Raw genomic sequence first — 23,965 nt, 5'->3', positions numbered from 1 at the left:
CGCATCGCGCCTGAACGCGATTCCACGCCAGGCGATTTCGCTCCATGACCGCGCCAGTCGATACCTCCCAGCTTCGTATCCTCGAGATCGGCGGCGGCTATTTCAAACTGCAATATCCAGAGCGCACCACTTGCCTTTGGACCTGGACCAAGCTGACCGACGACTTCGGCGAGCTCGACGGCTTCTCGACGCCGGACCGCGTCCTGCGTGAGCTGCGCGCCGCCAGCCGCGGCGAATACGATGTCGTGGTGGTCAACAGTCTGCGCTATTCGCCCTGGAATCCGCGCTATTGGGCCCGCGGAATTTTCTACACCCCGACCAATCCGTGGGCGGCGCTGACCCGCCAGTTCGGCCCCAGCGTGTTTCGCTGGGTGAAGTCGCCGGTGCCGCTGGTTGCGGTCGAGATGGACGATCACTTCGCGATCTCGAAGAGCAGCGTGTTTCTGCTCGACAAGGCCAAAGCGTATTTCAAGCGCGAGCTGCCTTGCGACAAATGGCAGGCGCTGGCCGGCACGGTGCATCCGCATCTGCCGACGCTGCGCTATCGTCGCAGCGAGAAATGGCAGCGCCGGATCGATAAGCTGCGTCCGATCTCGTTGCCGCAGTTCCGGTTCGACGCGCGCTGGCGCGAGGCTCCGTTTCCGGAGAAGACCCACGACATCTTCTTCATCGGTGCGGTCGACGGCAATTCAACGGTGCGGCGTGATGGCCTGCCGGAATTAGAACGCCTGCGGGCGATGGGCGTGCGGATCGATCAGCCGACCGAGCGGCTGCCCTACGATGCCTTCATGGAGCGGATGTCGCATTCCTGGCTGGCGTGGTCGCCGGAGGGCATGGGCTGGGACTGCTACCGGCACTACGAGGCGCCGATCGTCCAGTCGGTGCCGCTGATGAACAACCCGACGATCGTACGCTACGCGCCGCTGCTGTCGGGCGCGCACGGCGTGTACTACGACATCGAACCGGGCGGGCTGGAGCGCGCCGTCACGTCAGCGCTCGCGGACAAGGACAAGCTGCGCCGCATGGCGCTCGCGGCTCGCGACCATGTCTTTGCCCACCATACCGTGAAGGCACACTGCGACCACATCCTGCAGGCGGCGATGGCGGCGAGGTAATAGCGCCGCAGCCTGCCTGCCACCGCGCGACGAGGCGGCAAGATCAATCACGTTACACCGCGGCGGCGAGCTGCGAGAATTCCTTGACGACGCGCTCGTAGACCGGCCGTTTGAACGGCACGATCAGTTCGGGGAGATTGCGCATCGGCTCCCAGCGCCAGCTGGTGAACTCCGCCTTGTGGCCGTCGCCGGGGTGGACGACGTTGATCTCGGAGTCCGCGCCGGTGAAGCGGGCCGCGAACCACTTCTGGCGCTGGCCGCGATAGCGGCCCTTCCAGGCGCGGCCGGCCACGGTGCGCGGGATATCGTAGATCAGCCAATCCGGCACTTCGGCGAGCTTCTCGACCGAGTGCACGCTGGTCTCTTCATAAAGCTCGCGCTTGGCGGCTTCCCAGGTGTCCTCGCCGGGATCGACGCCGCCTTGCGGCATCTGCCAGACGTGGGTGTCGTCGACGTGTTCGATGCCACCGGCGCGGCGCCCGATGAACACCAGACCCTCCCGGTTGATCAGCATCACGCCGACGCAGGTTCGATAGGGCAGGTCTTCGTATCGGGCCATTCCGTCAGTGCCTTCCGATCCCCGGGTACGGGGACTCAACTCGATTTTGATTTCAGCATCGCCGTTGTCAATGGCACGAGCAGGATGCCTCTTCCTTCCAAGCTCTTGCTCCAGTTGACAATTCGTTCAATCGTCGCCGGAAGCGCAGAAGCCATGCCGATAGCGCTGCCTCGCTCCTTGGCGATACCCTCCAGCCGCGCCAGGGCCTTGTCGATATCCGTGCCAGCGGGCACCGCATCGATCGTTAGATCGGCCCGCGCATAAGGGATCGCAAGCGATTTGGCGAGGGTGCCGGCCACGCTGCGCGGCGCGGTGCCGTCGTCAAGGTAGCCGAGGCCGCGCTTGGCGGCATCCCGGATCACTGCCTGCATCGCCGGCTCGGTGGCGACAAACCTTGCTCCCATGAAGTTCGACAGTCCGACATAGCCCTGGATCCGGCTGAGATGCCACTTCAGGCGGTCGAGATTCTGCTCGGTAGCACTGGAGGTCAGCAGAGTCTGGGGGCCGGGATCATTGTCCGGGTAGTCGAACGGCTCCATCGGAATCTGCAGCACCACTTCATGGCGGCGTTGCCGTGCTTCCGTGGCCAGCTTCCCGGGATCGGCCCCATATGGAGTGAAGGCCAGCGTCACTGCCGCCGGCAGCTTCATCACCGCGTCGTTGGTGCGGGCCGCGCCGATGCCGAGACCACTGACGACGATGGTCACGGTCGGCACCCGCTCAGCCTTGGCGCGGTCGGCGTCGCTGGTCATGGCGTAAGCGGAGAAAGGCTTCAGTCCGCCGGCCATCACCGGGATCATGCCGTAGCGCGACTGCTCCAGCAGCCTCGGGTTGATGCCGTCGGCGTTGATCTGGCTGGCGGCCGGTTCCTTTTGGCTCGGCTCGTCGGTCGCCACCACCACATCCTGGCGGGTGCCCTTCGAGCCGTCGATGATGGTGATGGTCTTCTGGCCGGCCGCTTCCTTGCTGCCGCTTTGCTCGGTCGCAGCTGCCGGGGCGCCGTCGCTCTTGCCGCCATTGTCCTTGCCGGCCTCGGCAGTTGCCTGTTTTGGCTGGTCGGGGGCCGGCTTGATCTCGACGTGAACGATCGGCTCGCCGCCAAACGGGTCATTGCCGAATATCGCAAAGCCGAGGAACACCAGGACGAACAGGCCCAGCGCGGTCGCGATCGCCTGACTTGCGGTGAACGGCAGCCGAAACCGGCGCAGCCGCTGCCAACGGCTCCGCTTTTGGCCCAGCGGGGTGCTCAGTTCGTCCGCCGACACTGCCAACGATCTCCCGAATCAGTCGTTGCGACGATAGCACGATGCGCCGTTACCGACGCCGCGCGCAGCCTTTCCAGACGGCTGCGCAGCAAAAAGGGCGCCCAGCAGCAGGCCGTGTGAAAAGTCGAAGGCTCCGGTTTTCCGGGGCCTTTTTCTTTAACGCGATGGTTTTTGGCTCAGGCGAGGCTGGTTCTCAGGGTGGCGGCGCCGACGAGGTTGATGGCGCGCAGGATACTGTAGGCGAGGACGCTGAGGGCGGCTTCGCTGCTGACCTTTTGGCGGCCCTGGGTGAGGAATCGCCCCCCTGCGGTCATGCGTTTGATGGTGCCGAAGGGGTGTTCGGCGGCGCATCGGCGCTGACACATGAGGTCTGGGTCGGCGACGACGCGGGCGTTCATGCGCGCGAGAGCGTCGTCGTGGAGGTGGCGCGTCAAAAACCGGCGCGCTGCGTGGGTGCAGCGTGTCTTGAGGGCGCAGCCCGAGCAATCCTGCGCGGCGTAGAGCACACAATTGTCTCGCCGCATGATCTGCTTGCGAACCAACACGCGCTCACCGGGGCAGGCATAGGTGTCGGTGTCCGGCTGATACACAAAGGCCGATCGATCGAACAGCGTGCCGTCGCCCTGGTTGTTGACGGAACGGTTCGCGGGAGCACAGGGGGTGATGCCGTCGTTCTCGCAAGCGGCGGCTCCAGCGCCATTCGAATAGCCGGCGTCGGCCACGACCGTCAGGCTCACGACACCGAGGGTGTCCTTTGTGGCTTTGGCCATTGGATGCAGCAGCCGATTGTCGGTCGGCTCGGCGGTCACCTCGTGGTGCAGGATGAGGCCGGTATCGGCATCGACCGCGGTTTGCAGATTGCAGGACGGCGGCTTCGGCCCCTTGCCGTAGCCCATCGGCCGCGCATCCGGCTCGCCTTCCACCACCGTGTTGCGCTGGTCGTCGTCGAGTTGGGCGGCCAGGCGATCAAGTTCGGCGCGTCGAGCCTCGAGGGCGGCCAGCGCCGCTGCGGTGGCGCCAGGGGCATCGTCGCCTTCGCGGGCATCGCTGTGGTCCAGATCGGCCAGATAGCCGGCGATCCGGCGATCGAGACGGGCCGTCTCGTCGGCGATCTCGCGCCGTCCCAGCACCCGCTTGGCGCTGGCGGCAGCCCGGAATTTGGAACCGTCCAGTGCCACCAGCCGCGCCGTGAACAGTCCCTGATCCCGGCAGAACAGCACGAACGCCCGGCTGGCGCCGACAATCGCCGGGCCATTATCGCGGCGGAAGTCCGCAATCGTTTTGAAGTCGGGCGAAAGGCGCCGCACCAGCCACATCAACTCGACATTGCGGCGGCACTCCCGTTCCAGCCGGCGCGAGGAGCGGACCTCATTCAAGTAGCCGTAGAGATAGAGCTTCAGCAGGTCCCGCGGATCGTAAGACGGGCGGCCCATCGTCGCCGGCACCGATCGGCCGAACCCGAGTCCCTTCACGTCTAGCCCGTCGACAAAGGCGTCAATCACCCGGACCGGCGCCTCTGCCGCCACGTATTCTTCCACCGCCGCAGGCAGAAGCGACGCCTGCATCCGATCTTCGCCGCGAACATAGCTCATGGAAAAGGCCGCACCGTTGCCGATGCGGCCCAGTCTAACCGACTCGTTCAGTTCTCACACAGCCTGCCGAAGGCCGCCCTTTAGCGAACGTATTGAACCGTGGGAGCGGACGATCAGTTCGCGGCCTTATTGCCGGCCGGCTTGTCGATCGCGGCCTTGTCGCCGGTCGTCTGCTTGTCGGTCGGGGCCGAAGCGTTGACCTTGATACCGTGCAACAGGTCGGCGGCGGCTTTGAGCGCCTTGTCGTCCTTGGTGTCCGGCGGCACGTAGGATTGCGAGCCGGTCTTCTCGTCGCCGTCCGAGCCCTTGAGGTGGCCGCGTAGCGAGGCTTCGCCCTTCGTGTCGGTGCGTGCTTTGAGGTCGGCGGGCACGTCCTGCATCACTTCGATATCCGGAGTGATGCCCTTGGCCTGGATCGACTTGCCCGAGGGCGTGTAGTAGCGCGCGGTGGTCAGCCGCAAGGCGCCGTTGCCCGAACCGAGCGGGATGATGGTCTGCACCGAGCCCTTCCCGAACGACCGGGTACCGACCACGGTGGCGCGCTTGTGGTCCTGCAGCGCGCCGGCGACGATTTCCGACGCCGAAGCCGAACCGCCGTTGACCAGCACGATCAGCGGCTTGCCCTTGGTGAGGTCGCCCGCATGGGCGGAGCGGCGCTGGGTTTCTTCGGCATTGCGACCGCGAGTGGAGACGATCTCGCCGCGATCTAGGAATGCGTCCGACACCGTCACGGCTTCTTCGAGCAGGCCGCCCGGATTGTTGCGCAGGTCAAGGATGAAGCCCTTCAGCTTGTCGGCGCCGATCTGATTGGTGAGATTGGCGATCTCCTTCTTGAGCCCTTCGGTGGTCTGCTCGTTGAAGGTGGTGATGCGGATGTAGCCGATGTCGCTGTCTTCGACGCGCGCGCGCACCGAGCGGACGCGGATGTTATCGCGCACCAGCGTGACTTCGATCGGATTGTCCTGGCCCTTGCGGACGATCTTCAGCTTGATCTTGGTATTGACCGGGCCGCGCATCTTCTCGACCGCCTGGTTCAGGGTCAGGCCCTGCACCGCCTCGTCGTCGAGATTGGTGATGATATCGTTGGCGAGGATGCCTGCCTTCGATGCGGGAGTATCGTCGATCGGCGACACCACTTTGATCAGCCCATCTTCCATCGTGACTTCGATGCCGAGCCCGCCGAACTCGCCGCGGGTCTGCACCTGCATGTCGCGGAAGCTCTTGGCGTCCATGTAGCTCGAATGCGGATCGAGGCCGGTCAGCATGCCGCTGATGGCGGATTCGATCAGCTTGGAGTCGTCAGGCTTCTCGACGTAATCGCTGCGGACGCGCTCGAACACGTCGCCGAACAGATTGAGCTGGCGATAGGTGTCGGACGTGGCAGCCCGCGCGCTGGCGCCCATCAGCATCGTGCGCGGCTGAGTGACGAAAAGTGTCAGCGCGGCGCCGGTGACGGCGCTGAGGAGGATTACCGAAGTCTTGCGCATCATCCGCGAACCTTTTCGCCTTCATTTGCGGCCCACCATGGGCCAGGATCGATGGGAGTGCCGTCTTTACGGAACTCGACGTAGAGCACGGGCTGACTGGCGTTGGCCGCGAGGATCGAGGCGACCCGCGATGTCGACCCCATGGTCGCGACCGGCTCTCCCGTGAGCACGAACTGGCCGATATTGACTGAAATGCGCTCCATCCCGGCGATCAGGACATGATACCCGCCACCGGCGTTGAGGATCAAGAGTTGTCCATAGGAGCGGAACGGGCCCGCATAGACCACCCAACCATCGCAAGGTGTCGTAATCTGGGCTCCGGCGCGTGTCGCCAGTGAGATACCGCGCTCGACGCCGCCGACACCGTCGGGGCGGCCAAAATCGCGGATCTTGGTTCCGTTGACCGGCAGCGGCAGCATCCCCTTGGCGGAGGCGAACGCGATCGCCGGGCTGAGCCGGCCCGGATCCTTGAGCGCAGCCAGATTGGGTTTGCCGGAGACCGGGGCTCCCTTCCGCTCGGCCGCAGTCGCGGCCTTCGCGGCGCTCTTGAGATCCTGCTCCATTTTGGCGATCAGCCCCTGCAGGCTGTCGACCTGACGTGACAGCGTCAGCGCTCGGCCGCGCTCGGCCTCGATGTCCTTTTCGACAGCGCTCTGTTGCCGCTGCCGTTCCTCGACCAATGCTGCCAGCCGGGTCTGGTCCAAGGTCAGTCGGTTGCGGTCAGCAGCGAGCTGGTCACGTTCGGCGGAGATCTTCTGGCGCACCGCGATCAGCTCGCCGAGATCGGTGGCCAGACGTTCGGCACGAGTCCGCAGCTCGGGCACCACCGCGCCGAGCAGGATCGCAGTGCGCAGCGACTCCAGCGCATCCTCGGGGCGGACCAGCAGGGCTGGCGGGGCGCGGCGTCCGGCGCGTTGCAGTGCCGCCAGCACTTCGCCGATCTCGTCGCGGCGCTGATCCAGAGAGGTGCGGATTTCGGTTTCGCGCGCATCGAGCGGACGAAGACGGGCTTCTGCGTCGCTGATCCGGGTTTCGACCGTCCTCACTTTGGCGGCGACGTCGATCAGTTCCTGGTTCAGTTTGGTGCGATCGGCGCCGATTGCGGCCAGATCGGCCTTGAGCTTGTCCTGCTGCTCTGCCGCGCTTTTCTGCTGCGCGCGCGCGGCTTCCAGCTCCTGCTCGTGCTGCTTGATCAGATCGGCCATCGATGGCGTGGTCGTCGTCTTGGCAGGCGCGGTTTGGGCGGCTGCCGGAGCGATCAGGGTGTGCTCCAGGGTGGCGCCAATCAGTCCGCTGACCGCGAGGCTGGCGGACAACAGCGCGGCGGGCCGCCAGAAACCGGCAGTCGCTTCGTCACTCGCAGCGGAGGCGCGCGGTGCATGCATCGGTTCACTACGGCGTCGGTTACGCACGATGATAAGGATGTCCCGCCAAGATCGTCGCGGCCCGGTAAATCTGCTCCAGCAGCATCATTCGGACCATTTGGTGCGGCCAGGTCGCAGCGCCGAACGACAGGCTCAACTTTCCCTTGCGCCGCAATTCGGGCGAAAGTCCGTCGGCGCCGCCGATCACGAAAACGGTACTGGGCGCCTGCTCGTCCCGCCAGCGACCGAGCTGGTTGGCAAAGGCCACGCTGCCGAGACTTTGGCCGCGCTCATCGAGCGTGACCAGCATGGCCCCGTCCGGCACCTGGGCGGAGATCGCGGCGGCTTCCTCCGCCATCCGCGCCGGCGTCTCACGGGCCCGGCTTTCGGCAATTTCATAGACATCCAGGCCGCGGAAGCCGAGCTTGCGGCCGAGGTCGTCGAACCGCGACCGATAACGCTCGGCAAGCTCGCGCTCCGGCCCCTGCTTCAATTTGCCGACAGCAACGACAGTCAATCGCATCGGCTCACGCGCCCTCCGCGCGCAACCGCGCCAATCATCATTCGGTCTCGCGCCTTTCGGGCGCGACGACGCCTAGTGCTGCGGTTACAGCGTCTTCGCCGGCGAGGGCCCTTGGGTCCACAACCGCTCGAGGTTGTAGAACTCGCGGACCTCGGGACGGAAGACGTGCACGACGACGTCGCCGCTGTCGATCAGCACCCAATCGCAATTCGGCAAGCCTTCGACGTGCGGGGCGGCGATGCCGGCCTGCTTCAGCGCCTTGACGACGTTCTCCGCAATTGCACCGACGTGGCGGTTGGCCCGCCCGGTGGTGACGACCACGTAGTCGAACATCGCTGATTTGCCGCGGAGGTCGATGGTCACCGTCTCTTCCGCCTTCATGTCGTCGAGGCGGGAGAGGATCAGTTTCAGCGTCGCTTCCGCATCCGGCGCAGCCTTGAACTGCGATGCATCCGGCGCGATCGCCTCATGGATCGGTACTGGCGCAGTCCTGGTTGACGCGGACCGCGAAGCCTTTGCCGCGACCGATTTCGGCAAAGCCGACGTAGACAATACAGAAGTGGTCAGGGACCTTTCCTTTCACTGTATCGTGGGCGCCGACTCTCGACGACCACAGGCCATTCTAAAGCAATTTCCAGCAAAGTGGAATCAGAGTGGCCTCGGCGGGCCCACGCCGCCGCCGTGCCGTCTCGCAAAAGTCACAGGTCGGATGTGGGGTGCTGCGCGGCGAGAGTCCAGCGGACGCGGCCATCATGTCTTCCAGCTTCCGTCGGGATTCCGCAGAGCGGTCGACGATACCGGCGATTTCAGCCCGGTGAGATACACCCAAGCGGGTGGCCGGCGATCCGGCAGGGTTGCGGCCTCGTTAGCAGGAAGTCGCATTCGCATCAGGCGCTGCGCGGCGGGAGACGCCAGTGCGCGGAGGCTGGTCGGCGGACGGTCGATCACCGCGATCGGGACATCGGCCGCGATCTGCTGCCACTGCTGCCAGCGATGGAACTGAGCCAAGTTGTCGGCGCCCATGATCCAGACGAAGCGAGCGCCAGGACAATGCCGGCGCAGATAGCGGAGAGTGTCTGCAGTGTAGCGGGTGCCGATGACGGCTTCGAGACGGCTGACCTGGATCCGCGGATCGTCCGCGATTGCCTGTGCCGCAGCGACCCGGGCGTCGATCTCGCGCAGGCTGGAGACGTCCTTCAGCGGATTGCCCGGCGATACCAGCCACCAAACCCGATCGAGCTTCAGCCGCTTGATCGCGAACTGACTGATCGCGCGATGCGCCAGATGCGGCGGATTGAACGAGCCGCCGAGCAGCCCGATTCGCATCCCGGGCGTGAACGGCGGAATCGCGCGGCGCGCCGCGGCGAGATCCGGCGTCACCTCAGCCTCGGCGGCGCGGCGGCATCACGGCCGGGTCTGCCCGCTGCCGTGGATGCGATACTTGAAGGTCGTGAGCTGCTCGGCGCCGACCGGCCCGCGGGCGTGGAATTTGCCGGTGGCGATTCCGATCTCGGCGCCGAAGCCGAATTCGCCGCCGTCGGCGAACTGCGTCGAGGCGTTGTGCAGCACGATCGCGGAGTCGACTTCGCCGAGAAACTTCGCCGCCGCCTGCGCGTCCTCGGCGACGATCGCATCGGTGTGGTGCGAGCCGTGGTCATGGATATGCGCGATCGCCGCATCGACGCCGTCGACCAGCTTGGCGGCGATCACCGCGTCGAGATATTCGGTGTCCCAGTCCTCATCGCTCGCCGGCTTCACCCGGGGATCGACCTGCTGCACGGCCTGATCGCCGCGCACTTCGCATCCCGAGTCGATCAGCATCGCCAACAGAGGCGCCAGATGCGTTGTGGCCGCGGCGCGATCGATCAGCAACGTTTCGGCTGCACCGCAGACGCCGGTGCGGCGCATCTTGGCGTTCAGCACGATCGATTTGGCCATAGCCAGATCAGCGCTGCGATCGACATAGACGTGATTGACGCCTTCGAGATGGGCGAACACCGGTACTCGCGCTTCGCTCTCGACGCGCGCCACCAGGCTCTTGCCGCCGCGAGGTACGATGACGTCGACCGCGCCATCGAGACCGCCGAGCAGCAACCCTACAGCAGTACGGTCGCGGGTCGGCACCAAAGTAATCGCAGCGTCCGGCAGCCCTGCTTCGCGCAGGCCCTGCACCAAGCAGTCGTGAATCGCGCGACAGGAGCGGAAGCTCTCCGAGCCGCCGCGCAGGATCACGGCGTTGCCGGACTTCAGGCACAGCACGCCGGCGTCGGCGGCGACGTTGGGCCGGCTTTCGAAGATCACCGCGACGACCCCGAGCGGCACCCGGACGCGCTCGATCGTCATCCCGTTCGGGCGCTGCCAGCTCTCGGTGACGGTGCCGATCGGGTCGGCGATGCCGCGTACCACCGCGATGCCCTCGGCCATCGCCTCGACGCGCGCCGGTGTCAGCGTCAGCCGGTCCAGAAATGCCGATGTGGTGCCAGCCGCTTTGGCGTCGGCAACGTCTTCGGCATTCGCCGCCAGGATCTTGTCGGCGCCGGCGCGAATCGAGCGCTCCATCGCCTCCAGCGCGCGGTTCTTCTGCTCCGGCGGCGCCAGCGCCAGGATCCGGGCGGCGGCGCGAGCCTGGCGACCCAGGTCGGTCATCAGCGTCGTCAGTTCGGCGCTGCCGTCGATGGCTTTGAGCGAGGCGGTCATGGCGTTGGACCCAAAAAATCCGTGGTGCGTCATGTAAATAGGCGGAAAACGCCGGTACGCCAAGCCGGTTGCGGGGAAACCGGGTGATCCCTATCCTTTTGAAATCTGCTCAAGGAGGCTCCCATGGCCGGCAGCTACACCCTCGACGAGCACTCCGCAGCGTTTGTCGACAGTTTGGTCGAAAGCGGTCGCTACGAGACCGCCGGCGACGTCGTGCGGGAAAGCCTGCGCCAGATGCAGGCGCGCGAAGCCAAGCTTGAGGCGCTCCGGGCGGAGATCCAGAAAGGGCTGGACAGCGGGCCTGGCGAGGAGTTCGACGCCAAGACTTTGGCTGAGGATGTGAAGCGACGTGGACGGGAGAGGCTCGCCGCTGCGCGCGCAGCAGCCTCCAAAAGTGTTTCTTAATCGTCGCCTCAGCCCACGCGCGCGCGCACCGACCTCGACCAGATCTGGTCATTTCTTGCAACTTGATAACGAATACGCTGCTGATGCGGTGATCGAATTGATCACCCAAACGTTCGACCTCCTCACGCAGAATCCTGGTGCAGGGCGGCGGCGCCCCGAACTGTCACCAACAGTCCGGAGTTTTCCTGTCGGTAGTTACCTGGTCTTCTACACGGCCGAGGCGGGAGCCATTCGGATTGCGCGTGTGCTGCACGGGCGCCAGGACATTACGCCCAAGGATATCGCGCCCTGATCACGCCGGCGCCGTCCCGACCACCAGATCGTCGCGATGGATCATCTCGGCGCGGCCGGTGATGCCGAGGATCGTCATCACGTCCGGCGACGAGCGGCCTTTGATCTTATCGGCGTCCTCGGCGTCGTAGGCGACCAGGCCGCGGCCGATCTCGTGAGTATCCGGTCCGCGCACGATCACCGCATCGCCGCGGCAGAACTGGCCGTCGACCCGGATCACGCCGGCCGGCAGAAGGCTCTTTCCGGCGCGTAGTGCGCTGACCGCGCCTGCGTCGATCGTCAGCGTGCCCTTCGGCTCCAGCGACCCGGCGATCCAGCGCTTTCGCGCCGTGACCGGATTGGCGGGGGTCAGGAACCAGGTGCACTTGCCGCCGTCGGCGATCGCCTTGAGCGGGTGATCGATCTTGCCGGAGGCGATCAGCATATGCGTTCCCGCAGAGGTCGCGATCTTGGCCGCCTCGATCTTGGTGCGCATGCCGCCGCGCGACAGCTCCGAGCCTGCCGCACCGGCCATGCCTTCGATCTCGGCGGTGATCGCTTCGACCACCGGGATCAGCGTGGCGTCGGGATTGCTGCCGGGCGGCGCGGTGTACAGCCCGTCGATGTCGGACAGCAGGATCAGCAGATCGGCGCTCGCCATGGTCGCGACGCGCGCCGCGAGCCGGTCGTTGTCGCCGTAGCGGATCTCGGTAGTGGCAACGGTGTCGTTCTCGTTGATCACCGGCACAGCGTGCCATTCCAGCAGTTTGCCGATGGTCGAGCGGGCGTTGAGATAGCGGCGGCGTTCCTCGGTGTCCTGGAACGTCACCAGGATCTGTCCGGCGCCGATGCCATGGGCGCCGAGCACTTCCGACCAGGTCCGCGCCAGTTCGATCTGGCCGACCGCGGCGGCGGCTTGGCTTTCTTCGAGCTTCAGCGGCCCGCGCGGCAGCTTCAGCCGGCTCCGTCCCAGCGCGATCGAGCCGGACGACACCACCATCACATCGCGGCCGCCGCGATGCAGTTCGGCAATGTCGGCGGCAAGCGCCGTCAGCCATCCGGCCCGCACCTCGCCGGCGACTGAGTCGATCAGCAGCGATGAGCCGACCTTGACGACGATACGGCGGAAATCGTGAAGCTTGGGGCTGGCCATGGAAGGTATCGATCACAATGTCGCTGGGCGCAAAGCGGCGCGACTGGCAGGAAGACGGCCGTTTTGCAGCACCGAGCCGACCCGCGCAAGCCGTGCGAACGGATCAGCAGGCCTGTCCTAATCCGGCGGAGGGGGCCGGTTCACGCGTCGTGCGGGGCCCAGGGCTTGGCTTCGGCCGGATTGTCGGCGGTGCCGATCGCTTTGTCCGACACCGGCGCTTCGCCGATCACCGCGGCGAGCGCCCGCAGCGCCTCCGGCACGCCCTGGCCGGTGACGCCTGACAGCAGCAGCGGCGTCTTCTTGGCGGCGCGCTTCAGCCGGTCCTTCTGCTTCTTCAGTTCGTCCGGTTCGACAGCGTCGATCTTGTTCAGCGCAACGATTTCGATCTTGTCGACCAGTGTCTCGGCATAGGCTTCGAGTTCGCCGCGCACCGTCTTGTAGGCCTTGCCGGCGTGTTCGCAGGTGGCGTCGATCAGATGCAGCAACACCCGGCAACGCTCGATATGGCCGAGGAAGCGGTCGCCGAGGCCGGCGCCTTCGTGGGCGCCTTCGATCAGACCGGGAATATCGGCTAGCACGAACTCGCGGCCGTCGCTGTTCACCACCCCGAGCTGCGGATGCAGCGTGGTGAACGGATAGTCGGCGATCTTCGGCTTGGCGGCGCTGACCTTGGACAGGAAAGTCGATTTGCCGGCGTTCGGCAGCCCGACCAGGCCGGCGTCGGCGATCAGCTTCAGTCGCAGCCAGATCCAGCGCTCTTCGCCCGGCAGGCCGGGGTTGGCGTGGCGCGGCGCCCGGTTGGTCGAGGATTTGAAATGCGCGTTGCCGAAGCCGCCATTGCCGCCTTTGGCCAGCACGAAACGCTCGCCGACCTTCGTGAAGTCGTGGATCAGCGTTTCCTTGTCCTCGTCGAAGATCTGGGTGCCGACCGGCACCTTCATCACGATATCTTTGCCGCCTGCGCCGTGGCGGTCGCTGCCCATTCCGTTGCCGCCCTTCTGCGCCTTGAAGTGCTGCTGGTAACGGTAGTCGATCAGCGTGTTCAGGCCGTCGGCGGCCTCGACGATGATATTGCCGCCGCGACCGCCATTGCCGCCATTGGGGCCGCCGAACTCGATGAACTTCTCGCGGCGGAACGCCACGCAACCGTTCCCACCGTCGCCGGAGCGGATGTAAACCTTGGCTTCATCGAGGAATTTCATGGGTCATCCGTATCGTAAGGTCGGGGGGCGCGGCAACACTTCGATCACCGTCTGCAGCCAGGGCGGTCTGAAAGTCCAAGCGACTCTCCGCCGCCTTGCGCCGGCTCGCACCCCAGGGCGATAAGCGGCCGTCACAACCATCCGGGCCAATATGGGGCTGTTCGCTAAAATAACCACCGCGTCCGACCCGCGTGCCGCGCGGATCGCCGGCATCCTGCTGATGCTACTGGCGATGCTGGCATTCTCGTTCGCCGATGCGGCCGGCAAAACAGTGGTAGCGATCTATTCGGTCGGGCAGCTCCTGGTGCTGCGGGCTCTGGCCGGGCTGCTGGTGCTGTCGCCGCTGATCTGGCGCCAGCGCCGGGCGTTCCTGCGGCTGGAGCGACCGGGGCTGCAATTGGCGCGGACGCTGATCGCAGCCGGCGAAGTGGCGGTATTCTATCTGGCCACGGTCTATCTGCCGCTGGCCGACGTCATCACCTTCTATCTCGCCTCGTCGCTGTTCGTGTCGGTCGGCGCCGCGTTGTTTCTGGGCGAGACCATCGATCGGGCGCGCGGAATCGCGATCGTCGTCGGCTTCGTCGGCGTCCTGATCGCGCTGCAGCCATCGGCCCAGACCATGAGCGGGCCGGCGCTGATCGCGATCCTGGCCAGCGTGCTGTTTGCCGGCCTGCTGCTGCTCACCCGGTTGTTGCGGCAAACGCCCGACATGGTGCTGGCCTCGCAGCAGTTCGCCGGCACGCTGGTGCTGGGATTAGTTCTGGCGCCGTCCGGCTGGATCACGCCGTCTGCGGCCGATTTGGTGTGGTTTGGGCTCTCGGGTGTGGTGTCGGCGGTCGGTCTGCTATGCGTCAACCGCTCGCTGCGGCTGGCGCCGGCGAGCGTCGTGGTGCCGTATCAGTACACGATGATCATTTTCGCAGCCGCGTTCGGCTGGCTGTTGTTCGGGGATGTGCCGTCACGGGCAACGATGGCCGGGGTCGCGATCATCATCGCGGCCGGGCTGTATCTCGGTTGGCGCGAGCGTGGCGGGCCACCGGCGTCCAAGGGCGAATGATTACTCGCCGACCCGGAGCGCCAAGCCGCTGAAGCGTTCGCTGAGCTGGCGGGCGCGTTCGCGGCGGTCCTCGATCAGCAGTTTGCGTTCGGTCGCCTCGAAAGCGTCGAGGTCGGCACGGAATTCGTCACGCACGTCGCGGGCGGCGACGGCTTGGTCGGGCGAATCGGACATCTGGATCTCCCTGGTCGAACTGATGCCTGACTACACGGCATTGATGAAAATCGCGTAGTCACGGGGACGGAAGCGACGCGTGCGCTCGGCGATAGTTAAACGTCGATTGAACGCGCCGCGATGCGTCGTGATCAGATGCCGAAACGGCGGTCGAGATCGACGAAGCGGAAGCTGAGTTGTTCGGCCCGCTCGCGATGCTGATCGGCCTCCGCGGCGCGGTCGGCGGCGCGTTCGATCTGATCGATCGTCGCGGGCGCGAGCGGCTTGATGTCTTCGGCGAGGTCGCGGGCGAGGACGGCTTGGATGTAGCGATGAGCGGACATTTCGGAACTCCCTGTGTGGAAGTCCGTCCTACGCAGCCTGCGCGCTTCGCTGAACTCGGTTCCGACCGAGGCTGACGGCCCGTCGTCTCGCCGTGGTTAAGCGGCCGGTAACGGCGATGCCGCGGCTTGATACGACTGTCCCGAAACAACATCGGCCGGGGCGCGGCCCGGCCGATCCGTTCACTTCATTATTGGCGACGCGGGACCCCGCGGGTCAGCACCGCCGCTTGGTGGTGCCCCACTTCTTCAGCGACGACCACACCCCACGGCTCAGGCGGAAGCAGTCCACCGGGGTCGACGATCCGATTGCTTCGAATCGGTGCAGCTCGACGCCGGTCCATTGGAAGCCGCACTTCTCCAGCACGTTGCGCGACGCCGGATTGATGACGCGGGCGCCGGAGATCATCTGCTTGGCGCCGTGAACCTCGAAGGTGAAGTCGATCACCGCGCGCGCGGCTTCCGTGGCGTAGCCGTTGCCCCAATGCTGCACGCCGAGCCAATAGCCGAGCTCGGGCGCGTCGCGATCGCTCCAATCGACACCGACGAGGCCGATCGGCTCCAGATCCTCGGCCTCGATCAGGAACACGCTGTCGTGGCCCTGGCCCAGCGCGGTGACGAAGCGCGCGGCGTCGTCGCGGCTGTAGGGGAAAGGCATTCGCCGGGTCATCTCGACGACTCGGCGATCGTTGGCGAGCGAAGCGATGGCCTGGACGTCCGCGAGGACCGGTTTACGCAGCGTCAGCCGCTCGGTCTCGAGGACGCACGGTCTCGCTTCGCGCAACGAGGGCGTGGTGGTCGGGATCTCCTGCAACATGGCGGGCTCCTGAAGATGCGCCGTAAAAGTACGCAAAGAAAAAGGGGAGGCCGGTTATCCCGCCTCCCCTGGAGCCCTTACGTGTGCTCCGCCGGTTTGACAGGACCCGGCGGACACATATTTCGGTCCACCGTCTATTCGGCCGCCTGCATCGCAATCGGGAGTACCGATACGTAGGTGCGGCCGTTGGCTTTGGCGCGGAATTCGACGCGACCTTCCACCTTGGCGAACAAGGTGTGATCAGTGCCCATGCCGACGTTGAGGCCGGGATGCCACTGGGTGCCGCGCTGACGCGCAATGATGTTGCCGGGAATCACATGCTCGCCGCCAAACGTCTTGACGCCGAGGCGCTTGCCTGCGGAATCACGTCCGTTGCGCGAGGAACCGCCCGCCTTTTTATGAGCCATGGCTCGTCTCCAAAATCCGAAATACCTTTTAGATGAATCCTGTTACGGAATCATCCCGCTTTTTTGTCACGCCTGCTGCGCGCTGCGACTTATTCGGCAGCTTCCGCAGCCGGGGCCGCCTTGGTGCGCTTGGGGCGGGGGCCGACCGAGGGCTGCTTGCCGTCGGCGAGGATCTCGGTGATCCGCAGCACGGTGATTTCGTCGCGATAGCCGCGCTTGCGCTTGGAGTGCTTGCGGCGGCGCTTCTTGAACGCGATCACCTTCGGGCCGCGCTTGTGGTCCAGCACTTCGGCCGCCACGGTCGCGCCGGCCACGGTGGGCGCGCCGAGAACCGGGGTGTCGCCGCCCAGCACCAGCACTTCGCCGAGCTGGATGATGGTGCCGACGTCGCCGTCGAGCTTGCCTACTTCGAGCACATCTTCCGGAACGACACGGTACTGCCGGCCGCCGGTTTTGATGACTGCGAACATCTTTTTCTTCCTTCGTGTTCGATCCCGGCCTCGGGTGAACCCGGGCCGGCTTTTTGGTCAGTCGATGACGGGGTGCGACGACGAAGCGTCGCGGCTTTGGTGCGGATGGACTTGAGCCGGGCGAAAGCCTCGCCTCTGGCCGCACAAAAACAATGCGGCGCGAGACCTGCCCGCGCCGGTGCGTGACTTATATCGGCCGGTGACGTCGAGTCAAGACAAGGCCGGCCGAATCCGCCTCGCACCAGCCGATTTGCGGGCAGTGGGGTCGATTGTTGCTCGGTCGCCCTCCGTCCCGCGCATGCAACCAACCGGTTCCCGGATCGTTGTCATCCGGTTTTCATGCGGGGGGAGCGGCTATGGCTGAGGATACGCTGGCCACGACGACTGCGGGCATCGCCGTCCACGGTGCGGCGCGGCTGCCGTCGGTGGACGTCGACACCTACAACATCGAGCTGAAGGACGACGACGGCTTTCTCGGCGATCGCGCCAGCAAGGGTGCATTTCAGCGGATCCTCGATTCCTGGCGCAAGCCGCTCCGCAAGTCCGGCGCCGATCCGTTCGGCGACACCGCGACCGATGACATCTCCAAGAGCATGCTCGACAAGGTGCTGACTGGAGACGACGCCGGCGCCGCGGCGCTGGTGCACAGTGCGATTGAAGACTTCGCCCAAGAGCTTGCTTACGTCACCAAGCGGTTTCTAAAGACCAAGGTCTGGGCCGATACCGAGTGCATCGTGGTCGGGGGTGGCTTCCGGCAGAGCCGGCTCGGTGAAATCGCCATCGCGCGGACCGAAATCCTGCTGCGATCCGAAGGATATAAGATCGATCTGGTGCCGATCCGATTTCACCCCGACGAGGCCGGGCTGATCGGCTGCCTGCATCTGGCGCCGTCTTGGATCTTCGAAGCGCATGACAGCATCCTGGCGGTCGATATTGGGGGCTCCAACATCCGCTGCGGTGTGGTCGAGACCGCCTGGAAGAAGGCGCCGGACCTGTCGAAGGCCTCTGTCTGGAAGTCCGATCTGTGGCGGCACGCGGACGACGAGCCGACGCGCGAAGCTACGGTCAAGCGGCTGACCCGGATGCTCAAGGAGCTGATCTCGGACGCCGAGGACGAAGGCTTCAAGCTGGCGCCGTTCATCGGCATTTCCTGTCCGGGCGTGATCAACGCCGACGGCAGCATCGAAAAGGGCGCCCAGAACCTGCCCGGCAATTGGGAGAGCAGCAAATTCCATCTGCCGCGCAGCCTGCTCGAAGGAATCCCGACGATCGGCAGGCACGACACCGCGATCCTGATGCACAATGACGGTGTCGCCCAGGGCCTCAGCGAGGTGCCGTTCATGCAGGAATTCGAGCGCTGGGGCGTGCTGACGATTGGCACCGGCCTCGGCAACGCCCGCTTCACCAACCGCAAGTCCAAGGACAAGGACAAGCCGAAGAAGGAGCGGGAGAAGGAAAAAGACAAGGACAAGAAGGAGCGGAAAGAAAAGGCTTGAGCGGCCGACCGGGCCGGCTGGCATCGGTCCACCGGACCGGTTGCCAGTCTTGGCCGGCGGGGGCCGGCCGTGCGGGTCGGGCCGGTCGCCGTGGCGGCACGGTCATGGCCGGCAAATCTTCAGACCCACCTTGTGCATCCGCCCCGCCTCGCCTAGAACACGCCCCGACCACCGGGCGTGAATCGCCCGCTTTTGGCACCAGGAGAGGTGGCAGAGTGGTTGAATGCACCGCACTCGAAATGCGGCATAGGTGCAAGCCTATCGGGGGTTCGAATCCCTCCCTCTCCGCCATTAATTTGGTATAGCGAAGAAGTCCTTCAAAATCAGCCACTTAGAGAGCCGCCGAGAATGGAGCGGTGGAGCACCGCGGTGTAGCACCTCCGCGGCATTCAATCTTATATCAACGCCTGCGGCTTTCATCATCAGGGCACTGATGACGGCATCGAACTTTGCGCATCTGCCGTCCTCATATAGCTGAGCCACGAAGCCGATCTCTTTCAACACCGCGTCAGAAAACATCTCGATGCAGGTGTCTTCCTCCTCAAGCGCCCCGCCTCATAACGAAAGTCGGACCGCTTCTTCTCGACAAAGTTGTAAGGGGCGCCGAGTTTCGATTATTGCAGCGGATGATTTGGGCGAAATGCGACGAGGGATCGGGGGCGGCCTTGAAGGGAGCAGAGGAACGCGCAGAGGGAGCCGACGGAGCCCCCGCAGAACGCCTCGCGGAATTGCTCGACTACGTCGAGCAGGTCGTCAAGCTGGACGAGCGACCGGCGTGCCGGCTTTCCGAGTATCGCCTCGCTAACGGCCAGACCTATGCGTTTCACGAACATGAATTTCATGCGCTGCCGGGTGTCACCCACGATTTGACTGACGACGATGGTCCAATTTGGCTGAGCATGGAGCGGCTTAGGCGCCATGACCCGCCTATGCCCCCCAATTGGTTGGCGTTCTGGATTGATCTGTCACCGGACCCCGAAAAGGCGCCGGTGTCGCTCGGCCACGCGCTGATTACCGTCCCCCAAAGTGAATGCGATGCGCTCCTGGCCTCAGGGCGAGCGCGGGCGGAGGACTGCGCGGAGTCTTTCGCGGCAGGCGCGAGAGGTCAGTTCGACGTTCGCTTACCGTTGGAAGATTGGCCGGAGATAGCCACTGAGACTGAAAATTACATCTCGCAGTCTTGGTTGCCATGGGCTGTCGCCGAGCAGCCGCGCAGACGATCGATCGCTCTCTATCAAAAGCTGTTCGAGGTTGCCCAGCTGTCCGAGTTGGGCGGCGCGGAACAGGCAATCGAGTTGGTCTGGGGGATCGGTCTTTCGCGCTGGATGATTGAAGGCACGCTGATCGATCTGCCGCTGATCGAACGATTGGTTGAAATAGAAATCGACGAAGCCGCGGCGGGCACAATCAGAATCCGTCCACGGCAGGCACCGGCGACCGTAAACCTGCGACCCTACGACGAACTCAAGATCGACGGCGTCCCCATGGCTCAGGATGCCGCCCGTCGGGCGCTTTCGGTCGTCGATGAGGACCCGGGCGTGAACCCGTTCGAGCGGGAAAGCTTCGAAGTCGTTCTGCGGGCTTGCCAGACGCGACTGGATTCTGAAGGCATCTATCTTCCGGACAGCGAGCGCATTGAGCCCACGGTACCCCCGCGCCCGGCGACACAGAACCTCGTCGTTACCGACCGCTGGGTCGTGGCGGCACGAAAGCGATCTGACAACTTCCTCCTTCAGGACATTGCGAATCTCAAGCACGCAATTGAACTCTCGCCCGGCGACCTTCCGGGGCCATCACGTACTTTGGTAATGGGCCCGGCACCTTCAAGGACCAATCGGTGGGGCTCGTTGACAGGCTCTTTGGGAGGCTTGTCAGAATCGGGAGTCATAGACGAACCTAGCGCGCCGCTCGGCGACCTGTTCTTCCCCAAACCATTTAACGACGAACAGGTCGAGATCGTCAGAAGGCTGGAGGAGAACGACGGCGTCGTAGTCCAGGGGCCGCCTGGGACAGGTAAGACTCATACAATATCGAACATTATTTGCCACTATCTGGCGCTTGGCCGCCGCGTACTCGTCGTTTCCCACGGCGAGCCCGCGCTCGCAGTGCTGCGCGATCAGCTGCCGCCCGAAGTGCGCGATCTAGCTATCAGTATCACGACGTTGGAAAAGGAAGGATTCAAGCAACTCGAAGGGGCGGTCCGTCTCCTCCAATCGATAATCGAGAGTATCCGTCCAGGCGAACAACTCCGACTAATTCGCGATCTGGAGAATTCGATCATCGGTATGCGCAGGCGGATTGTCGAGATCGACGACGAGATCGGCCAGCTTGCGGAGAAACAACTTTCGGTTGTCCCTGGCAGCGATCTGCGACCAGCCGAATTGGCAGCGGCGGTCGTTGCGAGCGGCGACAAATATTCATGGTTCGTTGATCGGCCAGCCGTATTTTCAGCGAATGCAGCCTTCGATGATGACGACCTCGCTCGGATCCGCGACGCCAGGCTCGCGCTGGGCGCACGCATCGAGCATCTACGCGCCGACCTGCCGTCGGTAGCTGACCTGCCCAGTGGACGCGCGCTTGCTAACCTCCATCTGGACATCCAGCGAGCCGACGCGCTGAACGCGGAGGCCGCTAAGGATTCTTCGCTCGTCCTGCGGCTGCATTCGGTGGAAGCACTCGAGAAGGCCGAGCTTGCTGCGGAGGCGCTCGACATTCTGCTCGACGCCTGCCGTTATCTGGAACGTTTTCCGTTTCTACGTTCAATATGCACGGCCGCGCAGTTGAACAAGGACGACCCTGTGATGCAGGCGCTGCGGTCGTTCTTGCCGGATGCCAAATCAATCGTCTCAGAGCACTTCAAGTATTTGCAGACGCCGGTCACGGTGCAGGACGATGTGTCTCCGGAATTGGAAGACTTGATCGCGCGTTGTGCCGCCGGCGACAAAGTGTTCGGCCTATTCGCCTTCAAGGAAAGGGCCTTCCGGCCAGCCCTCGAAGCAATCCGCATCCTTTCGCGGCCCCCCTCCAGCTCCGAGGAATGGTCGCACGTCCGCGATTACGTGGCCTGGCGCAGGCGTTTCACCGATCTACGTCTTCGATGGAATGGACTGGTGCCAGAGCTTGCCGCAGCGGGTGTCGGCATAGATGTGCCTCGACAACTCTCCGAACTTGCGGATGCGCTGGAGGGCACGCTCATTGTCGCACCGGGAATCCATGACGGCCTTCAGGCCGGGCTGCGCGACGTGGCCATTGGTGACACGACGGGATTATGGCCTGATGAAGCGAAGTTGCGATCCATCCGGACGACGCTCCGGAATGCTATCGCAGCGGTTCGGCTCGCTGCCGCGAAACAGGAAGTCGCACGGCTCTCCGAGCTTTTCGGAGAAAGTGGAGGAAAGTTCGGTCGACTGGCGAAGTCTTTTCTAGACGATGTCGTCGGGAAGGCCGGCCTGCCTGAAGCGCGCGTGGAAGATACCTGGACAAAGCTGCTACAGGCGATCGATGACCTCGCCCATCACCGCTCCCATTTCGAGACTGTGCGGGAAGTCGCGGACAACCTCGAATTCGCCGGCGCCCCTGCCTGGGCCGCCAAGCTACGCGACATAGCTGCCTCAGACGGCCAGGATCTCCAGATCCCTTCCGACTGGCGTGAGGCATGGAACTGGGGCGCCGCTCAGAGCTATCTGTCGTCGCTTGATCAGCGTGGCGCCCTCGGTAGCCTCGCGGCGGAACGTTCCAGGCTCGAAGAGACCGTCGCGAAGAGCTTCCAACAGCTCGTCCGCGAACGCACTTTTTATGCTCTCGCCAGTTCGATGAACGGTCAAGTCCGCGCAGCCTTGATGATGTTCGCGACCGCCTTGAGAAAGGTAGGAAAGGGCACTGGCAAGGGCGCCATGCGCCACCGTCGTGACGCTCGCAAAGCGATGGCGGCCTGTTACGATGGAGTGCCGTGCTGGATCATGCCATCCTGGCGCGTCGCTGAGCAGCTTTCGGGCGAGTTGGGTACCTTCGATCTCGTCATCATGGACGAGGCGTCGCAGTCCGATATCAAGGAGGTGACGGCTCTCCTCCGCGGGCGCAAGATCCTTGTCGTCGGGGATGACAAACAGGTCAGTCCGACCGCCGCGTTTATCGACAACGCGAAGATCGAACGTCTTGAGCGGACCTTCCTGACCAATCAACCATTCAAGACATTGCTGTTGCCGGGAGCATCGCTGTACGACCTTGCCAAGGTGATGTTTCCAGACAAGTTCGTTATGCTGCGAGAGCACTTCAGGTGCGTCGAGCCCATTATCCGGTTCTCGACGCAGTTTTACACCGAGGCGCTTGTTCCATTGCGCATTCCGACGACTCATGAGCGCATAGATCCTCCTTTGGTGGATATCTACGTGCCCGATGGCGAACGGACCGGCGACAAGGTCAATCACCGGGAGGCGGAGGTCGTCGTCTCAGAGGTCCTCAACATTATTGAGAACCCCTCGCTATCTCGGATAGGAGAGGGTGACCGTTGGCGCAGCATCGGCGTCATCTCGTTGATCGGTTCGAAGCAGGCAGCCTTGATCAACCGCATGCTGCTCGATGCCGTTGGCGAGGAGATTTTTCTCCGCCACAAGATCGCATGCGGCGACAGCGCGACGTTCCAGGGAAACGAGCGCGATATCGTCTTCCTTTCAATGGTGGCTGATCCGGCACACAAGCAATCGCAGACCGCCCTTCACTTCGAACAGCGCTTCAACGTCGCAATGTCACGTGCGCGGGACCGGCTCTACTTGGTGAGGTCCGTCCGCGAGGAAGAACTCAAACCCGAAGACTTGAAAGCGAAGGTCATTCGGCATTTTCGGGATCCCATGAAGGGCAGCCAACGTGCCGCGGGAGACTTGGCTTCGTTGTGCGATTCCGACTTCGAACGGGCCGTGTTGGGTCGACTCGTTGACCGCGGATATCGAGTCACCCCGCAGGTCGGTGCCATGGGGTTCAAGATCGACTTGGTGGTCGAAGGAGCCGGGGACCGCCGGCTGGCGATTGAGTGCGATGGCGATAAGTATCATGGCGCTGAAAAATGGGCCGACGATATGTCTAGACAGCGCGTGCTTGAGCGCGTCGGCTGGCGATTCTGGCGCTGTTGGGCGTCGAGCTTTATCGTCGACCCGGATGGCTGCATGGCCGATCTTTTCCAGATCCTAGACTCGAACGGCATTCGCCCAATGACCATCGAGTCTCCTTCGGAGCGCTACGCCGAGCAACGGGTCGTTGATGCGAGAATACAATCAAGGCATTCGTCGGGCGAAGTTAGCAAGGCACGGGAGCGGCCTGAGGGGGGCATCGAGGTTGGGGACCGCATCGTAGTTCGCTATCTCGATGATAACAAAACAGCCAGCTTCGTGTTGAGCCAAGACAGGCATGATCCGGTCAATGGTGTGATCAGTGTTGGCACCGCGTTCGGAAGGCAGATGGTCGGTTTCAGCGAGGAAGACGAGATAGAGATCGAAGATGGTGGTCAGAGTCGACGTGTGCTGATCGTGCGGGCCGCCAAAGAGGGAATTCGGCTGAATTAGCGACGGCATTGAGGAGCCGAGACGGGGGTGACGCCCT

Annotated in this window: 22 protein-coding genes and 1 tRNA gene; 7 read left to right on the top strand and 16 right to left on the bottom strand. The window is 64.2% G+C overall.

Annotated features, from left to right (window positions below; all coding sequences use genetic code 11):
* Nucleotides 1–44 precede the first annotated feature (44 nt).
* Nucleotides 45–1,115 (top strand): glycosyltransferase, encoded by a 1,071-nt coding sequence (locus DNX69_RS15715; RefSeq protein ID WP_110786889.1) that lies wholly within the window; start codon nucleotides 45–47, stop codon nucleotides 1,113–1,115.
* Nucleotides 1,116–1,167: 52 nt separating this feature from the next.
* Here DNX69_RS15715 and DNX69_RS15710 read toward each other — a convergent pair whose 3' ends face one another.
* From DNX69_RS15710 to DNX69_RS15670, 9 genes are all read right to left on the bottom strand, one after another.
* The gene (locus DNX69_RS15710; protein WP_110786888.1) at nucleotides 1,168–1,674 is read right to left on the bottom strand and encodes an RNA pyrophosphohydrolase; all 507 of its coding nucleotides are present in this window, start codon (nucleotides 1,672–1,674) and stop codon (nucleotides 1,168–1,170) included.
* A gap of 35 nt (nucleotides 1,675–1,709) precedes the next feature.
* Nucleotides 1,710–2,939 carry a divergent polysaccharide deacetylase family protein gene (locus DNX69_RS15705; RefSeq protein WP_110786887.1) on the bottom strand — a complete coding sequence of 410 codons (1,230 nt, stop codon included), beginning with the start codon at nucleotides 2,937–2,939 and terminating at the stop codon, nucleotides 1,710–1,712.
* A gap of 176 nt (nucleotides 2,940–3,115) precedes the next feature.
* Nucleotides 3,116–4,531 carry an IS1182 family transposase gene (locus tag DNX69_RS15700; protein WP_110786886.1) on the bottom strand — a complete coding sequence of 472 codons (1,416 nt, stop codon included), beginning with the start codon at nucleotides 4,529–4,531 and terminating at the stop codon, nucleotides 3,116–3,118.
* Between the two features lie 113 nt (nucleotides 4,532–4,644).
* Entirely contained in the window at nucleotides 4,645–6,021 is a 1,377-nt protein-coding gene (locus DNX69_RS15695; protein ID WP_110786885.1) for a S41 family peptidase, read from the bottom strand.
* On the bottom strand, nucleotides 6,018–7,403 hold the full coding sequence (locus DNX69_RS15690) for a murein hydrolase activator EnvC family protein (RefSeq protein ID WP_110786884.1): 1,386 nt from the start codon (nucleotides 7,401–7,403) through the stop codon (nucleotides 6,018–6,020). Before DNX69_RS15690 ends, DNX69_RS15695 begins: the two co-directional genes overlap by 4 nt.
* Before the next feature lie 19 nt (nucleotides 7,404–7,422).
* On the bottom strand, nucleotides 7,423–7,905 hold the full coding sequence (rlmH, locus tag DNX69_RS15685; protein WP_110786883.1) for a 23S rRNA (pseudouridine(1915)-N(3))-methyltransferase RlmH: 483 nt from the start codon (nucleotides 7,903–7,905) through the stop codon (nucleotides 7,423–7,425).
* Between the two features lie 84 nt (nucleotides 7,906–7,989).
* Nucleotides 7,990–8,457 carry a ribosome silencing factor gene (gene rsfS, locus DNX69_RS15680; RefSeq protein ID WP_425327308.1) on the bottom strand — a complete coding sequence of 156 codons (468 nt, stop codon included), beginning with the start codon at nucleotides 8,455–8,457 and terminating at the stop codon, nucleotides 7,990–7,992.
* A gap of 198 nt (nucleotides 8,458–8,655) precedes the next feature.
* On the bottom strand, nucleotides 8,656–9,285 hold the full coding sequence (locus tag DNX69_RS15675; RefSeq protein ID WP_110786882.1) for a nicotinate-nucleotide adenylyltransferase: 630 nt from the start codon (nucleotides 9,283–9,285) through the stop codon (nucleotides 8,656–8,658).
* A gap of 24 nt (nucleotides 9,286–9,309) precedes the next feature.
* On the bottom strand, nucleotides 9,310–10,602 hold the full coding sequence (locus DNX69_RS15670) for a glutamate-5-semialdehyde dehydrogenase (RefSeq protein WP_110786881.1): 1,293 nt from the start codon (nucleotides 10,600–10,602) through the stop codon (nucleotides 9,310–9,312).
* A 123-nt stretch (nucleotides 10,603–10,725) separates the two neighbouring features.
* Here DNX69_RS15670 and DNX69_RS15665 point away from each other — a divergent pair, with 123 nt between their 5' ends.
* Nucleotides 10,726–11,007 carry a type II toxin-antitoxin system ParD family antitoxin gene (locus tag DNX69_RS15665; protein ID WP_110786880.1) on the top strand — a complete coding sequence of 94 codons (282 nt, stop codon included), beginning with the start codon at nucleotides 10,726–10,728 and terminating at the stop codon, nucleotides 11,005–11,007.
* A gap of 55 nt (nucleotides 11,008–11,062) precedes the next feature.
* The gene (locus DNX69_RS15660) at nucleotides 11,063–11,299 is read left to right on the top strand and encodes a type II toxin-antitoxin system RelE/ParE family toxin (protein WP_234826986.1); all 237 of its coding nucleotides are present in this window, start codon (nucleotides 11,063–11,065) and stop codon (nucleotides 11,297–11,299) included.
* On the opposite strand, the gene proB is transcribed toward DNX69_RS15660, so the two are convergent.
* On the bottom strand, nucleotides 11,300–12,430 hold the full coding sequence (gene proB, locus DNX69_RS15655) for a glutamate 5-kinase (RefSeq protein ID WP_110786878.1): 1,131 nt from the start codon (nucleotides 12,428–12,430) through the stop codon (nucleotides 11,300–11,302). It abuts the gene before it with no gap.
* A gap of 140 nt (nucleotides 12,431–12,570) precedes the next feature.
* Nucleotides 12,571–13,632 (bottom strand): GTPase ObgE, encoded by a 1,062-nt coding sequence (obgE, locus tag DNX69_RS15650; protein ID WP_110786877.1) that lies wholly within the window; start codon nucleotides 13,630–13,632, stop codon nucleotides 12,571–12,573.
* Nucleotides 13,633–13,783: 151 nt separating this feature from the next.
* Here obgE and DNX69_RS15645 point away from each other — a divergent pair, with 151 nt between their 5' ends.
* Entirely contained in the window at nucleotides 13,784–14,689 is a 906-nt protein-coding gene (locus DNX69_RS15645; protein ID WP_110786876.1) for a DMT family transporter, read from the top strand.
* Here DNX69_RS15645 and DNX69_RS26350 read toward each other — a convergent pair whose 3' ends face one another.
* From DNX69_RS26350 to rplU, 5 genes are all read right to left on the bottom strand, one after another.
* A complete protein-coding gene (locus tag DNX69_RS26350; protein ID WP_165825271.1) occupies nucleotides 14,690–14,863 on the bottom strand; it encodes a hypothetical protein in 174 nt (57 codons plus the stop codon). It lies immediately after the preceding gene.
* A gap of 131 nt (nucleotides 14,864–14,994) precedes the next feature.
* Nucleotides 14,995–15,186, bottom strand: a complete 192-nt coding sequence (locus DNX69_RS15640; RefSeq protein WP_110786875.1) for a hypothetical protein — start codon at nucleotides 15,184–15,186, stop codon at nucleotides 14,995–14,997.
* Between the two features lie 214 nt (nucleotides 15,187–15,400).
* A complete protein-coding gene (locus DNX69_RS15635; protein ID WP_110786874.1) occupies nucleotides 15,401–16,000 on the bottom strand; it encodes a GNAT family N-acetyltransferase in 600 nt (199 codons plus the stop codon).
* Nucleotides 16,001–16,134: 134 nt separating this feature from the next.
* Nucleotides 16,135–16,407, bottom strand: a complete 273-nt coding sequence (gene rpmA / locus DNX69_RS15630) for a 50S ribosomal protein L27 (protein WP_110786873.1) — start codon at nucleotides 16,405–16,407, stop codon at nucleotides 16,135–16,137.
* A gap of 89 nt (nucleotides 16,408–16,496) precedes the next feature.
* A complete protein-coding gene (gene rplU / locus DNX69_RS15625) occupies nucleotides 16,497–16,877 on the bottom strand; it encodes a 50S ribosomal protein L21 (RefSeq protein ID WP_110786872.1) in 381 nt (126 codons plus the stop codon).
* A gap of 356 nt (nucleotides 16,878–17,233) precedes the next feature.
* Between rplU and DNX69_RS15620 the strand changes: the two genes are divergently transcribed.
* From DNX69_RS15620 to DNX69_RS15605, 3 genes are all read left to right on the top strand, one after another.
* Nucleotides 17,234–18,373: an ROK family protein gene (locus DNX69_RS15620; RefSeq protein ID WP_110786871.1), complete on the top strand. Its 1,140-nt coding sequence runs from the start codon at nucleotides 17,234–17,236 to the stop codon at nucleotides 18,371–18,373.
* Nucleotides 18,374–18,574: 201 nt separating this feature from the next.
* Nucleotides 18,575–18,664: transfer RNA gene (locus tag DNX69_RS15615), tRNA-Ser, on the top strand.
* Nucleotides 18,665–19,038: 374 nt separating this feature from the next.
* Complete coding sequence (locus tag DNX69_RS15605) at nucleotides 19,039–23,928, top strand: AAA domain-containing protein (RefSeq protein WP_110787648.1); 4,890 nt, start codon at nucleotides 19,039–19,041, stop codon at nucleotides 23,926–23,928.
* Nucleotides 23,929–23,965 lie beyond the last annotated feature (37 nt).

It is taken from the genome of Rhodopseudomonas palustris, assembly GCF_003226555.1.
GTDB lineage: Bacteria > Pseudomonadota > Alphaproteobacteria > Rhizobiales > Xanthobacteraceae > Rhodopseudomonas > Rhodopseudomonas palustris_I.
This window is presented reverse-complemented; position numbering and strand designations above follow the sequence as displayed.